Source organism: Pseudoalteromonas sp. Ld19, assembly GCF_045064135.1.
In the GTDB taxonomy this organism is placed as follows: Bacteria; Pseudomonadota; Gammaproteobacteria; order Enterobacterales; family Alteromonadaceae; genus Pseudoalteromonas; species Pseudoalteromonas aliena.
Window position 1 is genome coordinate 335,315 of record NZ_JBISHA010000018.1, and the last position, 14,737, is coordinate 350,051.

The following is a 14,737-nucleotide window of genomic DNA, read 5'->3' on the forward strand; positions in this document are numbered from 1 at the left end:
GATATTATGAAGCCGAAAATTATTTTGGCAGCCATGATATTGAGCGGGAGCACCCAGTTAATGGCTGCTCCCGCTCCTGTTTCAGAAGCTGCAAGTTCACAAACGAGTGTTGAGAAGCGTTTAGCGTCACTTGAAAAGTTGATGCAGACACGTAATTTTTTACAAGTTGAGTTACAGCAACAACTTAATCTATTACAAGATGAAGTCAGCCAAATACGAGGCGTAACTGAAGAGCAGAGTTATAAGCTTGAAAAAGTACTGCAGCGCCAACGTGAACTTTATCAAGAAATTGAAAATAGAGTAAGCCAAGCTTACACACAGCCGGCTGTAGCCCCTGCGACGGACTACACGCAAGCTAATGATGCGCAGACCTACAGCACTGATTTATCTGAAAACGAAGCGTACGAGCGTGCTGTTGCGTTAATAATGAAAGGTAAGCGCTATGATCAGGCTATTCCCGAGTTTCAAACTTTTTTAACAACGTATCCAAATTCAGTTTATGTGTCTAATGCACATTATTGGCTTGGGCAATTGTTAACGATTAAAAATACGCCAGTTAAAGCAATTGAGCATTTTAAAGTGGTTGTAAACGAATTTCCTAATTCAAATAAACGCCCCGATGCAATGTTAAAGTTAGGAACGCTTTTACAAGAGCAAGGTTTTGCCGAAAATGCGCAAAAAATACTGACCGATCTTATTAATCAGTATCCAAGCACAACTGCTGCAAAATTAGCCACTGATCGCTTATCAAAATAATTGAATCGGCTTGATTAGACTGCTTTTTGTCATAAGCGGTCTAAAATTGGTCAACTAGGCAGAAAAACTTAAAAAAAGAGACAATTTCGGTTGCACTCATTTTATAAATAAGTATTATAAGCGCCCGCAGCAAACGAATGGTTACCCCACTCGAAATGCGGCAAAAAGAGCGGGTTATTAGCTCAGTTGGTAGAGCAGTTGACTTTTAATCAATTGGTCGATGGTTCAAATCCATCATAACCCACCATTTTTTAAATGGTCTTTTATCGGCGGATTTACGTAGTAGTTAGAGTTGTATAAATTAGAGCGGGTCATTAGCTCAGTTGGTAGAGCAGTTGACTTTTAATCAATTGGTCGATGGTTCAAATCCATCATGACCCACCATTTTTATTTATTAAAATATAAATGGTTTAATTTAAACTTTGCTGCAAATAGTGTATATCAGAGCGGGTCATTAGCTCAGTTGGTAGAGCAGTTGACTTTTAATCAATTGGTCGATGGTTCAAATCCATCATGACCCACCATTCTTTATTGTAAGAATGGTTCAATCGGCGGATTTACGTAAGCTTATTTATTATTAAATAAGTGCATGAGCGGGTCATTAGCTCAGTTGGTAGAGCAGTTGACTTTTAATCAATTGGTCGATGGTTCAAATCCATCATGACCCACCATTCTTTATTTCTTGTGAATAGCGAATGGCTTCAATCGGCGGATTTACGTAAGCTTCATTCTTAATTGAATAAGTGCATAGAGCGGGTTATTAGCTCAGTTGGTAGAGCAGTTGACTTTTAATCAATTGGTCGATGGTTCAAATCCATCATAACCCACCATTCTATGACAGTTTTAATCGGCGGATTTACGTAGCGCTTAAAAAGCGAATTAATATCAGAGCGGGTCATTAGCTCAGTTGGTAGAGCAGTTGACTTTTAATCAATTGGTCGATGGTTCAAATCCATCATGACCCACCATTCTTTATTCCTTGTGAATAGCGAGTGGCTTCAATCGGCGGATTTACGCAAGCTTCATTCATAATTGAATAAGTGCATAGAGCGGGTTATTAGCTCAGTTGGTAGAGCAGTTGACTTTTAATCAATTGGTCGATGGTTCAAATCCATCATAACCCACCATTCTATGATAGTTTTAATCGGCGGATTTACGTAGCTTTTTTACAAAGCAAATTATATTAGAGCGGGTCATTAGCTCAGTTGGTAGAGCAGTTGACTTTTAATCAATTGGTCGATGGTTCAAATCCATCATGACCCACCACTCTCTAATACTTTCCTTTATATTCTTTTTTAAATTCCCATTTTATTTTTTATAAACAGCCTCGCTAGTTTGCTGTTATTTGTGTTCATATTCTCGTATAATTCGCCGTAATTAATGCACTGTAGATAAGTGGTCGAGAACATGAGTCTAGCTCAAACTATTATGCCTGAAGGCTATATTTTCCCTCCTAAGCCAGCTCCATTAACACACGATGAGCAAGGCGAATATAAAGCACGTATAAAGCAATTACTGGTCGATAAAAATGCAGTACTTGTTGCACATTACTATACCGATCCTGAAATTCAAGCACTTGCTGAAGAAACTGGCGGCTGCGTTGCAGACTCGTTAGAAATGGCACGTTTTGGCGCACGTCACGATGCAGATATGATCATCGTCGCGGGCGTAAAGTTTATGGGCGAAACCGCAAAAATATTAACCCCCAATAAAACGGTTGTAATGCCAACGCTTGAAGCGACATGTTCGCTGGATATTGGTTGTCCTATCGATGAGTTTTCAGCGTTTTGCGATGAACACCCTGATCGTAAAGTGGTTGTGTATGCAAACACCTCAACGGCTGTTAAGGCACGTGCCGATTGGATTGTAACGTCATCCTGCGCGCTTGAAATTGTTGAGCACTTAGACGAACAAGGCGAAAAAATCATTTGGGGACCAGATAAACATTTAGGCAGCTATATTCAAAAGAATACCGGTGCAGATATGATTATGTGGAACGGCGCATGTATCGTTCATGACGAATTTAAAACCAAAGCCTTGAAAGATTTTAAAGTATTGCATCCAGATGCAGGTGTATTAGTTCATCCAGAGTCGCCAGCAGAAATTGTCGCACTTGCCGATGCAGTAGGCTCAACGAGCCAACTAATAAAAGCAGCGCAAACAATGCCAAACAAAAAGTTTATTGTGGCGACTGATCGCGGCATTTTTTATAAAATGCAGCAACTGTGCCCAGATAAAGAGTTTTTTGCGGCTCCAACAGCCGGTGAGGGCGCGTCGTGTAAAAGTTGCGCTCACTGTCCTTGGATGGCAATGAATGGCTTAAAAGCGATTGAGGAAGCGCTCCTTGACCCTAAAGGTAAAGAAGTATTTGTTGATATGGATTTACGTGAAGGCGCGCTTAAATCGCTTAACCGCATGCTTGAATTTACTGCAAGTATGGTTAAGTAACCTGAACTCTGGATAATAAATCTATCTCGAGCAGCTATTTTCAGCGCTAACTGCGTTGAATTTACTTGCAATAGTCCAGCTATTGACGCGTAAATTCGCCTTGTTTCCACTGAAAATCTCTGGCTAGAGAAAAAAACTTTAAATATCATTATGACTCAATACGTTAGTAAATCTCTTAACCAGAGTTCAGGTTAAGTAATTTTAGAAGTAGTGATAAAAATGGTTGAATCTCAAGTTTAGCTGTTTTTTTATACTTAAACGTAAGTGGTTGTTTGATAAATAAGCATTTAAAGGTTCATCTTTAAAAATGCCTTGCGCCAAGGGTATCTATTTCATACTATAGCGCGCTGTTGCATTACACAATTGCAACACTGTGGAGGGATGGCTGAGTGGCTGAAGGCGCACGCCTGGAAAGTGTGTTTAGGTTTACCCCTAACGAGGGTTCGAATCCCTCTCCCTCCACCATTATTCAATATTAGGACGCTTTATGGCGTCCTTTTTTGTGCCTGTAACAAAGTAGAGCAATACAGGGAATAATAATACCTTCTCAATTTGAGTACTTAAACCCAGCGCTAACTACGTCAAAGGTTTCTTGTTACATGGATGCAGGAGAAAGAGTAATACAGGAACAATGGCTGAGAATAACTAAATAACTAAATTTTTCCTTGTTATCAACAAGGTTTTGAACTTAATAATAACTCACTTAATTAAGCGAACGAGTATTAGGTGTACTTACCACTCTATATGGTGTGCAAAAATCTAATAAGCTCTTGTTTTTCAATTGGCTTTGAAACATAGCCATCAAAAAACTGTTTATAGAGCTCTTTTTGCTCGGCAAACACATTTGCGGTTAGTGCGATAATAATTTGTTTACTATCTATTTTCTTTATTTTTTTACATGCTTCAAAACCATCCATTTTTGGCATCTGAATATCCATAAAAATTATATCAGGTGATAAAGATTCATAGAGTGAAATTGCCTCAAGGCCATTATTTGCAATAACAATTTTTGCATTCGTAGGCGCTAGCATTGCGGTTACCACAAGCTGATTAATTTTATTGTCTTCTGCGATTAAAATTGTTTTATTTGTTAAGTCAGGAAAGTCTAAACCTTTTGTATTTGAATCAGTTGGTTTTATGCTCGCTTGTTTAAGTGGCAAATAAACACTAAATTGACTGCCGACACCTAATTCACTCGTTACTTCAATCTCACCTTTCATTAAGTTGACTAATGATTTAGTGATTGGCAGGCCAAGCCCTGTACCACCATACTCTCTGGTGGTTGACGTTTCTGCTTGTTCAAAGCGTTCGAATAATCTATCAATAGTGTCTTGTGAAATGCCAATTCCGGTGTCAGAAATGACGCTACAGACTCTATTATCGTTCGTTAATTTAAATTCAACGGTTACGCCACCTTTATGAGTGAATTTGATTGCGTTGGAAATTAAATTTAAAAATATTTGTCTGAGCCTAACCGCATCACCCACCCAATATTTATGATCAATATTAGAAATAAAGCGCAAGTAAATATGCTTTTCGTTTGCCGGAACACTTAAATCTGACTCTAAGTGGTTTATTAATTCGTCTAGTTCAAATGGTTTTTTCTCAAGCGACAACTTACCTACTTCAATCTTAGAAAAATCAAGTATGTCATTAATAATCGTGGTAAGCGCTCTGGTTGAATAAAGGGCTTTATTTAAAAACTCTTTTGATTTTTCGTTAAGGGGTTGCTCTTGTAACAACTGCAAAGTACCTAAAACGCCATTCATCGGGGTGCGAATTTCGTGGCTCATGTTTGCTAAAAATTCTGACTTAGTTTTTGAAGCTTCTTCGGCCAGTTCTTTTGATTTAGCGAGTGCATGCTCGTGAGCTATTTGATCGGTTAAATCATACGCTATACCTAAATAGCCCACTATTTTCCCATAGTCATTTAACAGCGAAGTGACACTTAAACTTATTTGGGTGTGTTGGTTATTACTATCAACATAGGTCCATTGGTTGGTATCTGGTACAGTCGGCGTTGCTTTGGCTATGAATACTTCAAATCCTGGTTTTATTGGTTTATTGAGCTCTTGCGTAAGCTGCTCTGCTTTTTCGATAACTTCGTGCGCTAAATGAAAAATAGCGGGCGTTTCAATTCCAATCACTTTACTTGCTTGGTAGCCAAGCAGCTTCTCAGCGGCTGGATTAAATTCAGTGATTAAACCGTTTATATCGGTGGCAATAATAGAGTAACTTGCGCCATTTAATATACTGCGCTGCAAAGTGCTTATGTTTTCAATTTGCAACGTTCGCAATTTTACTTCACTTTCTAATTGTGAATTTGCGAGTTCAAGTATTTGTTCATGCTTTTTGGCGGTATCTACTTTTAATTGTATTTTTTGTGCTTTCCGATATAAAAACAACTGCAAAGCGAAGATAAAAATCATTGTAAAAAGAGTTAAAAATACGCTATCAACCAAAGCCTGATATTTGTTGGGTAAGTGTAAGCTTTCAATAAATGCATTAGAGCCGTGCAGTGTTACTTTCCAGCTGCGGCCCATAATTTGGATTGTGTTTGAGGTGTTAAACGCTGAGTTATTGTTTTCATCACCGTACTGAAAGAATGTAAATTCGGTATCGTTATATAAATCGCTGATGGTAAGGTAGTTTTCATCTACTTGTGCAAGTGAATCTAAAATATTGTTGATTAATAAAGGCGAGTATGTCCAACCTATTAGTGCTTCAAGGCGTTTTTCTCTATTTGTTGGTACGGTAATGTTTTTATACACAGGGATTAAAATTAAAAAGCCTTGCTGTGTTTTTTTATCGGCTTGTACCAAGGTAATGGGGGCTGAAAGTTGAGCGCTATTATTAATTGCAGCATTTAATGCCGCTTTTCGGCGAATAGCCTCAGATCCAATATCAAGCCCAATTGCTTGTAAATTGTTTTGTTCAGGAAAAATATATTGAATAATAAAGCGCTCATCGTCATAGCGAGACAGCTCTTTGAGATTGAACTTTTTATCAGGCCTGTCATTTTTAGCATCTTCTAAAAACTGTACTAATTGATCAGAGCGTACTCTTTTAACATAGCCAATACCATTAGCCCCAGGAAATTCGAGCGCGTAGTTACGACTATTAGAGTAGTTTGTTATGGCTTGATAATTTAAGTTGGCAACACCTATTCCATGTATAAACCCTTTTAAGCCATATAACCCGTACTTATACAGATGAACTCGGTTATTTATTCCCGTTGTTAACGTTGTTAGTCGAGTGTCTAAAGCGGTTACAATTTTAGAGTCGATTGCTTGTTGATGCTTAAGATGCTGGAAAAACGAGAAAATAACACCGATAATCAGAATTAAAAGCTGAACAACTGTTTGCAGCACAAACTTTTTATTAGCCCAGCGTGTGAGAACCATATATACATCCTTTTTTATGTGTTTGTGTTGGGCTTTGAATACTTTGTGATGAAGCTAAATATAGCACTTATTTAAAAGCTTACAACCAGAATACTTAAACTCTGTTGAACTTTAGAGATTGAATTTCTTGCAGTTTGCTTTGTTTTTAAGCAGAGTAGTATAACTAACCAAGATGTATTTTTTAATACCTATTTAAACCACTCTTATGATAAAACTAAACTAAGTGCAACCAACGTTTAAGCTACGCAGATGTTAACTTTACAGCAATGGCGATCGCAGGGCCGATTTATTCACATTAATGGTCATAAGGTATTTACTAATACTGCTGGTGACATAACTAAACCTGCATTACTGTTAATACATGGTTTTCCCAGTGCGAGTTGGGACTGGGAAGGTATGTGGCAAGCGCTCAGTGAGCAGTACTTTGTGATCACGCTTGATATGTTAGGTTTTGGTTTATCGGATAAACCTAAAAATGCAGACTATAAAATCACTGAACAAGCCGATTTGTATACTCAGTTTTTAAACACATTAAATATTAATGATATACATATTTTAGCTCATGACTACGGCGATACGGTGGCTCAAGAAATACTAGCAAGGCAAGTACATAATCAAAGCAGCATAACGATCAATAGTGTTTGCTTTTTAAATGGTGGATTGTTTCCAGAAGTGCACAAACCCTTATTTATACAAAAATTATTAATATCTAAGCTTGGTTGGCTAGTGCCAAAATTGATGAATAAACAAAAATTCGCCAATAATTTAGTTACTGTTTTTGGTAAAAATACACCGCCCTCAACACAGGTAATTGGCACATTATGGACATTATTAATTTATAACGATGGCCTAAGTGTAATGCCAAAATTGATTCATTATATAAATCAACGCAAGCAAAACCGAGAGCGTTGGGTGGGTGCTATTATTAACAGTAATATTCCTATTACGTTCATCGCAGGCGGGGAAGACCCTATTTCTGGCAAGCACATGATTGAGCATTATAAAAAGCTGATCCCCAATGCGCGCGTACAAGAGTTTCCAGAGCTTGGTCATTACCCGCAAGTCGAAGATGCTGATGCAATTACTCAGGCTTATTTAAAATTTAGAGAAGCCATTAAAAAACGCGGCTAATTTATACGCCGCGCTTATAAGTTAAAGAACTCTGGATATTTAGGCTTTGAACCTTAGTATTTTTGCTTTGGTGCTTTTAGTTGTTTTTCAAACTCATCAGAAAAAAGGATAGTGCCGTCATCTTCCTCAGTAGGGAATGCAGCAATCAGTAAATCATCTTCTTCAAGCCCCGGTGTCCAGCGGCTAAACCAATCCGCAAGAGGAATTGCTTTAGCGCTGCAGCCAGCCCATTCACCGGTAGCCCAGGCCTCTGCAAATTCGCGAGTTGGCCAAACGGGTACGCAGTCGTCATCTTCATTGGCAAGCATAACGCAGCCATCATCGTCGTTTAAAATCCATACTTGTTTAAATTGTTGTACGGTTTCGAACATGTAGGCAAGACGTTTTTTTGCTCCAAGCCCTAAAATTACTGCTTGTTCTTCGCTTAAATTTGGCATTGTCATAATTGGCTCACTCTTAATTACTATCGATATTAATATATCTAAATTATATGCACACAAGTATATCGAGTTATATGACAGAGTGTTGAAAAGTTACTATTTAATTTTATCGCTGTAGATCTAATTTACATACATATGAGTATAAATTGTCACTAATTTGAGCGATCATTCAAAATAGACTTGAATGTTTGTCAAAAGACCGCATTGTAGTAAGCATACTTTTAATGAAGGATTGAAAAATGACCACCGATTTACTTGCTCCGTTTAAACTAAATAACACGATTGAGCTTAAAAACCGTGTGCTTATGGCACCACTAACACGTTGTATGGCAGATGATAATTTAGTGCCAACGCAAGATATGGTTGACTATTATGCTCGCCGTGCCCAAACCGGTTTAATTATTAGTGAAGCAACGATTATCCGCCCTGACGCGCAAGGTTACCCAAATACTCCGGGTTTATTTACCAGTGAGCAAATTCAAGGTTGGAAAAAAGTAACAGATGCAGTACACGCTAATGGCGGCAAAATGTTTGCACAGCTTTGGCATGTTGGTCGTGTTGCACATCCTCACTTTTTTGATGGCGATGTACTGGCACCATCTGCAATTGGTGTTGAAGGTTCTGTACCGCGCATGCGTGAGCTTACCTACATCACTCCAAAAGCAGCCACTACAGATGACATTAAATTTTTAGTAGCTGATTACGCAAAAGCGGCAGAAAACGCAATTGAAGCAGGTTTTGATGGTGTAGAAATTCACGGCGCTAACGGTTATTTAATTGACCAGTTTTTACATTATGCTGCAAATACACGCAGCGACGAATACGGTCAAACGCCTGAAAATATGTCGCGCTTTGCATTAGAAGTAACAGATGCGGTTATTGCAGCTGTTGGCAACGAGCGTACTGCACTTAGATTAACACCGGGTGCTTACTTTAATATGAGTGAAGATAACCGTGATAAAGCGGTATTTGACTACTTACTACCAGAACTAGAAAAAAGAGATTTAGCGTACTTACACGGCGGTATTTTTGACGACAGTACAGCGTTTGAGTCGCTTGAGGGTAAAACTACATCTGAATTTTTACGTGCAGGCTACAAAGGTACATTAGTAGGTGTAGGCAGCTATAGTTTTGAGACAGCAAAAGAGGCCATTAACGACGCTAAGTTTGATTTAATCGCGATTGGTCGTCCACTTATTGCGAATCCTGATTACGTTAACAAAATTGCAAACGGTGAAGAGCTAGTGCCGTACAGCGATGAAATGCTTGCTGAGTTAAAATAAATTACTCGTTGTAATAAGTTTTAGAAAATAATTAAGACACTTTAAGTTATACCAAACTGCATAAATCTTTGATCAATTTAACGAATTAAATTGCACTATAACGTCGTTAAAAATTTTTTATTTAGAACAACTAGATACAAAAATTTTTGCCTAGTTCTAGCGTAATTTTCTTAACGTTAAATAGACCCCATATATAAGCAGATTGGTATTAAACCTTTAGGTGTCTTTTTTTATACATATTCCCGCCATAAATCTACTATATTAGTTTAATTTTTATGTAAATAAACTCCATCTTAGCTGTCATATTTAAAACTCATACTGTGCCCGTTTTCATAATTAACACTTTTTTATAATTATTAACCTGAGCTCTGGTTAAGAAGTTTACTAACGCATTGAATTATGGAGATATTTAAATTTATTTTCTCTAGCCAGAGGTTTTCAGTGAAAACAAGGCGAATTTACGCGTCAATAGCTGGCCTATTGCAAGTAAATTCAACGCAGTTAGCGCTGAAAATAGCTGCTCGAGATAGATTTATTATCCAGAGTTCAGGTTTATTACCAAACGGGACAACAATGTACGCTTTAAAAAGTAAATCGATTTTGAGCATGGCAATTGCCATGGCTGTATCAACATCAGCTTATGCTAACGACAGCACAATAGAGGAAGTAACCGTTGTCGCTAAGCCAACTAGTTATGCTAATAATGTGATTGAGCCTGCAATGCTTGAGCAACAAAGTTCGGTATCGAGCATATTATCAGTAATAGATAACTTACCAGGTATTAGCATAAACGAAGGCGATGCATTTGGCGGTGACGATTGGTCTACAACAATTACTATGCGTGGTTTTAGTATTGATGGTAATCAACAGCAGTTAGGTATGACGGTTGATGGTATTCCAAATGGTGGTTCTAATTATGGCGGTGGCGCAAAAGCAAATCGATATTTAGAGAGCGAAAACTTAGCAACGGTCGAGGTTGGTCAAGGTACGTCTGATATTAAATCGGCATCACTTGAAGCTCTCGGCGGAACATTTAATTTTGTAAGTAAAGCACCAAGCCTTGAAAAAGGCACTACTTTTGCTTATACCTCAGGCAGCCACGATGCCACTCGTTATTATGTTAAACACGAAACGGGCACTGTTTTTAATAATACTCAGGCATATGCAAGTTACTCACAAACTAACACAAGTCGCTGGGTTGGCTCGGGTAGTAATGGGGGTAAAGATAACCAACATGCAGAGATTAAATCGGTAACAACGCTTGCGGATTTAACAATTACTGGACGTTTATCTTACGACGACGTAAATGAAACAAACTACAACAGTGTAAGCCTTAAACAGTTTGAACAAACACCCGATTGGGATCAGCTCACATGGAACTGGACAGGGGTTCCGCATTTTGACCAAATGTTTGCAGAAGGTTGGGGGACGCTCCGTGAAAATACCTTAGGTTATTTAAAGTTCGAGTACGCGATTTCACCAACGTCACTATTAACAGTGAGCCCTTATTATCATAAAAACTCAGGCCGTGGTGATTGGATCCCTCCTTATCTAGAAACACCTGTTGATGAAAATGGCAATGCAACAACTCAAGGCGGTAAAAGTGCGGGTAGTTATGGTTTTGCTGATAGCGAAGGCAACCCACTTGCACCAAATGAGGGGTGTACAGCAAGCTTAAGTTGGCCATGGGCGTCAGGCCCTAGTTTAAATCCTGCGTGCTACGATGCCACAGCAACACCCGTTATGTCTTATCGCCATACACATTACAACAAAGAGCGTTTAGGCGTTACAGCAAACTACCAAGCTACGTTTGGCATGCATGATATAGAAGCGGGTTTTTGGTACGAACAAAGCGAGCGTGATGAATCACGTGATTGGCACAAAGTTATTGATGCGCGTATTTATCACCATTTTGATAGCACACCTTACTGGACACAATACAAAAATACCTTTGAGACCGATACTTTTAAATGGTATTTACAAGATTCGATTAACTTCGGTGATTTAACGTTAAATATTGGTGCTAAGCAGTATTTAGTTGAGCTACAAAAGTACGATCACTTTGCTAATGAAAGCTCAGATAAAGTAGATAGCGATTCGGATGTTTTACTCAGTGGTGGCGTGCTGTATCAGCTAAATAATAGCACTGAATTATTTGCCAGCTACAGTGAGAATTTTGCAGCAATTAAAGATGGTGTACTTGAACGAGACAGCTCGACACTTACTGAGATAGAGCCAGAAACAGCTGAAAATATTGATTTTGGTGTGCGCTACCAAACCGATAGATTATCGCTTACAGCAACAGCCTATAGCGTTAAGTTTGATAATCGTATTACGTTTATTGCACCAGGTAGTGGTTCAGATGGGATTGATTACAGCATCGGAACTAATGGCGCTTATCTTAATGTGGGTGGTATTGATTCAGCGGGCCTAGAATTATCAGCAAGCTATATGTTAACACCAAGCTGGAACCTGTACTCGTCTTATACTAATAGCAGCTCAGAGTATACGTCTGATGATCCAAGTGCATACGATTCGCAAGGTTTATTACTAAAAGATGAAAATGGTAACGACGTAGCACCTAGCTTTAGAAATGGCGATAGCATAATTGATTCATCAGAAGATTTATTTGTCGTGTCTACAGATTACTTTAGCGACGGCTTTCGTATTGGTCTATCTGCTAAGTACACTGGTGAGCGTTTAGGTGCATGGAATGATGAAAACACACGCTCGCGAAACAAAGTAGATGGCTACACGGTACTTGATTTTAATGCGGGCTACTCTACTGATGTAGATGCGGGCCCATTTAAAGCAATTGATATATCGTTAGTTGTTTATAACGTTACAGATAAAAGCTATTTAGCTGGTGGTACTGGTAATGGTTCTACATACTTTATTGGTGCACCTCGCACTGCTGCCGTGACATTCACTGCTCACTTTTAAGTTAAAGTTTAGGATTAGCAATTGAATTAAAATAAAGCCCATCACTGATGGGCTTTGTTATATGAAAGGGCGCAAAAACACGATGAAAACGATTATAAAAGTAACAGTATTTAGCTTAAGTGTATTAGTAAGTAACTTTGTAGCAGCGCAAAATGTAGTGCTGGTAACGCTTGATGGTGTACGCTGGCAAGAAGTATTTAATGGGGCTGATAAAAACTTAATTAATAATACTGATTTTGTTAAAGAGCCAGAGCAATTAAATACGCAATTTTGGGCAAAAACGGTAAATGAGCGCCAGCAATTACTAATGCCTTTTTTAACGCAAGTAGTGGCTAAACAAGGCGTAATTATTGGCGATAGGGCTAATGGCTCTACTATGTCGGTCAGTAATCCGTGGTATTTTTCATACCCAGGATATAATGAGATTCTCACTGGCGAAGTTGACGAAAACATTAACAGTAACGACAAGGTCCTCAACCCAAATAAAACTATTTTAGAGCGTTTAGATACGTTACCGGAGTTTAAAAACAGCACTGCTTTATTTGGTAGCTGGGATGTATTCCCATACATTGTAAATAATAAGCGCAGCGATGTTTATGTAAACGCGGGGTTTATGCCCGTTGCAGAGGATTTATTTGCAGATGCGCCACTGTTAAATGCGTTACAAAAAGAAATCCCCAGCCCTTGGCATAACGTGCGCCTAGATAGTTTTACCTATCGTTTTGCTAAAGCCTATATGTTGGCTAAAACACCTAAATTGCTAGTTATAAGTTTAGGCGAAACCGATGACTTTGCGCATGATGGTCACTACGATCAATACCTTAGATCGGCGAGGCAAAGTGACGCGTTTATAAAAGACTTATGGGCAACCATTCAAACTACAGCAGGTTATAAAAATAACACCACCCTTATTATTACCACTGATCATGGCCGTGGCAGCAACGCCGATGACTGGCAACATCACAGCTCTAAGCGTGCATTGGCTAAATCGGCACAGGGAAAAAAGGCGTTTCCTGAGGGGATTATTGGCTCTGAATATATTTGGCTTGCAGCCATTGGACCCGCCATTAAAGGCAGTGGTCTAATTAAAACTAAAAATGAGTTTAAACAAGCGCAAGTTGCTGCCACTGTTTTAAAAGCATTAGGGCAAAATCCACACACTATTAACCCTGCTATGGCACCTGCCATTAACGAGATTTTAAAATGAAACATCTACTAAATGCATTGACTCAACCAGCGCTTTTGATCGCGCTTGTAATTAGTGGCAATGCAATGGCAGCGCCATCTAAAATCCTGTTTGGTTCGTGTGGGCATCAAGATAAAAACATTCCCATATTTAATGCAATTAATAAAGAGCAAGGGGATTTGTTTATATTTCTGGGTGACAATATTTACGGCGATACCAACGATATGGATGTACTTGCCAATAAGTACCAACGTTTAGGGGCAAAGCCTGGTTTTAAAACGTTAAAAGCGCAAACGCCTATTATTGCTATGTGGGATGACCACGATTATGGTCAAAACGATGCAGGTAAAGAGTATTCGCATAAAGAGCAATCACGCCAAATTATGCTTAATTTTTGGGATGAACCTGCAAACTCAGCGCGTCGCACTCGCCCTGATGGAATTTATACCTCGTACATGTATGGTGAAAATGAGCAAACCATACAAGTAATAATGCCTGATTTGCGTTGGAACCGTGATGCGCTAAACCATGTAAGCGAGCTTGAGTATTACACTAAGCGCAAACTTAATAACCAAGGCCCATATAGTCCCAGTGAAGTAAAGGACGCATCAATGTTAGGTGAAGCGCAGTGGCAATGGCTTGAGCAAGCGCTTAAAAAGCCCGCTGCAATAAAATTAATCGCCTCAAGCTTACAGCTTTTACCCGATTTTACAGGTTGGGAATCATGGGCAAACTTTCCTGAAGATAGAAACCGTTTATTTGCCTTGATTAAAAAGCATAAAGTAAATGGGGTAGTGATCATCAGCGGCGATACGCACTGGGGTGAAATATCAAAGTATCAGCAAAACCTTGATTACCCATTAATTGAGATGACCAGCTCTGGCTTAACTGAAAAATGGAAAGACGTCAGTCCTAACAAACACCGAGTAGGGGATTTTACTCATAACGTAAATTATGGTGATTTAAGCATAAACTGGCAGCAAACTGATCCCGCTATTTCACTTAAATTAAAAGGCATTGATGGCGAAGTAATAATGCAAAGTGACTTTAGTTTATCAAGTATTAGCCCTTATAAATAAACTCACTACTACGCGCAGTATATAAAATAAATGCTGTGCGTATAAAAATCTGTAAATTAGTTCTTAA

General features: G+C 38.7%; 9 protein-coding genes and 9 tRNA genes. 16 read left to right on the forward strand and 2 right to left on the reverse strand.

The window, feature by feature from the left end:
• The first annotated feature begins 6 nt into the window (after positions 1–6).
• From ybgF to ACJJVZ_RS09405, 11 genes are all read left to right on the forward strand, one after another.
• Complete coding sequence (gene ybgF, locus ACJJVZ_RS09355) at positions 7–756, forward strand: tol-pal system protein YbgF (protein ID WP_405599951.1); 750 nt, start codon at positions 7–9, stop codon at positions 754–756.
• Positions 757–927: 171 nt separating this feature from the next.
• Positions 928–1,003 (forward strand) — tRNA-Lys (locus ACJJVZ_RS09360).
• A gap of 61 nt (positions 1,004–1,064) precedes the next feature.
• Positions 1,065–1,140, forward strand: a tRNA-Lys gene (locus tag ACJJVZ_RS09365).
• Between the two features lie 64 nt (positions 1,141–1,204).
• Positions 1,205–1,280, forward strand: a tRNA-Lys gene (locus ACJJVZ_RS09370).
• A 71-nt stretch (positions 1,281–1,351) separates the two neighbouring features.
• Positions 1,352–1,427, forward strand: a tRNA-Lys gene (locus ACJJVZ_RS09375).
• 83 nt (positions 1,428–1,510) lie between these two features.
• A tRNA-Lys gene (locus ACJJVZ_RS09380) sits at positions 1,511–1,586 on the forward strand.
• A 62-nt stretch (positions 1,587–1,648) separates the two neighbouring features.
• A tRNA-Lys gene (locus ACJJVZ_RS09385) sits at positions 1,649–1,724 on the forward strand.
• A gap of 83 nt (positions 1,725–1,807) precedes the next feature.
• Positions 1,808–1,883, forward strand: a tRNA-Lys gene (locus ACJJVZ_RS09390).
• A gap of 63 nt (positions 1,884–1,946) precedes the next feature.
• A tRNA-Lys gene (locus ACJJVZ_RS09395) sits at positions 1,947–2,022 on the forward strand.
• 141 nt (positions 2,023–2,163) lie between these two features.
• Complete coding sequence (gene nadA / locus ACJJVZ_RS09400) at positions 2,164–3,204, forward strand: quinolinate synthase NadA (protein WP_193154526.1); 1,041 nt, start codon at positions 2,164–2,166, stop codon at positions 3,202–3,204.
• 375 nt (positions 3,205–3,579) lie between these two features.
• Positions 3,580–3,669 (forward strand) — tRNA-Ser (locus ACJJVZ_RS09405).
• 275 nt (positions 3,670–3,944) lie between these two features.
• Here ACJJVZ_RS09405 and ACJJVZ_RS09410 read toward each other — a convergent pair.
• Complete coding sequence (locus ACJJVZ_RS09410) at positions 3,945–6,608, reverse strand: CHASE domain-containing protein (protein WP_193154528.1); 2,664 nt, start codon at positions 6,606–6,608, stop codon at positions 3,945–3,947.
• 249 nt (positions 6,609–6,857) lie between these two features.
• Here ACJJVZ_RS09410 and ACJJVZ_RS09415 point away from each other — a divergent pair, with 249 nt between their 5' ends.
• Positions 6,858–7,739, forward strand: a complete 882-nt coding sequence (locus ACJJVZ_RS09415; protein ID WP_405599953.1) for an alpha/beta fold hydrolase — start codon at positions 6,858–6,860, stop codon at positions 7,737–7,739.
• Positions 7,740–7,792: 53 nt separating this feature from the next.
• Here the strand turns inward: ACJJVZ_RS09415 and ACJJVZ_RS09420 are convergent, their stop codons facing one another.
• Positions 7,793–8,182 (reverse strand): DUF2750 domain-containing protein, encoded by a 390-nt coding sequence (locus ACJJVZ_RS09420; RefSeq protein ID WP_077537598.1) that lies wholly within the window; start codon positions 8,180–8,182, stop codon positions 7,793–7,795.
• Between the two features lie 236 nt (positions 8,183–8,418).
• Between ACJJVZ_RS09420 and ACJJVZ_RS09425 the strand changes: the two genes are divergently transcribed.
• From ACJJVZ_RS09425 to ACJJVZ_RS09440, 4 genes are all read left to right on the forward strand, one after another.
• Positions 8,419–9,462, forward strand: coding sequence for an alkene reductase (locus ACJJVZ_RS09425; protein WP_405599956.1), 1,044 nt, complete (start codon positions 8,419–8,421; stop codon positions 9,460–9,462).
• 573 nt (positions 9,463–10,035) lie between these two features.
• The gene (locus ACJJVZ_RS09430; RefSeq protein WP_405599958.1) at positions 10,036–12,405 is read left to right on the forward strand and encodes a TonB-dependent receptor domain-containing protein; all 2,370 of its coding nucleotides are present in this window, start codon (positions 10,036–10,038) and stop codon (positions 12,403–12,405) included.
• Between the two features lie 82 nt (positions 12,406–12,487).
• Positions 12,488–13,612, forward strand: coding sequence for an alkaline phosphatase family protein (locus tag ACJJVZ_RS09435; RefSeq protein WP_193154534.1), 1,125 nt, complete (start codon positions 12,488–12,490; stop codon positions 13,610–13,612).
• Positions 13,609–14,670 (forward strand): alkaline phosphatase D family protein, encoded by a 1,062-nt coding sequence (locus ACJJVZ_RS09440; RefSeq protein WP_405599960.1) that lies wholly within the window; start codon positions 13,609–13,611, stop codon positions 14,668–14,670. The genes ACJJVZ_RS09435 and ACJJVZ_RS09440 overlap by 4 nt, the downstream gene beginning before the upstream one ends.
• The last annotated feature ends 67 nt before the right edge of the window (positions 14,671–14,737 follow it).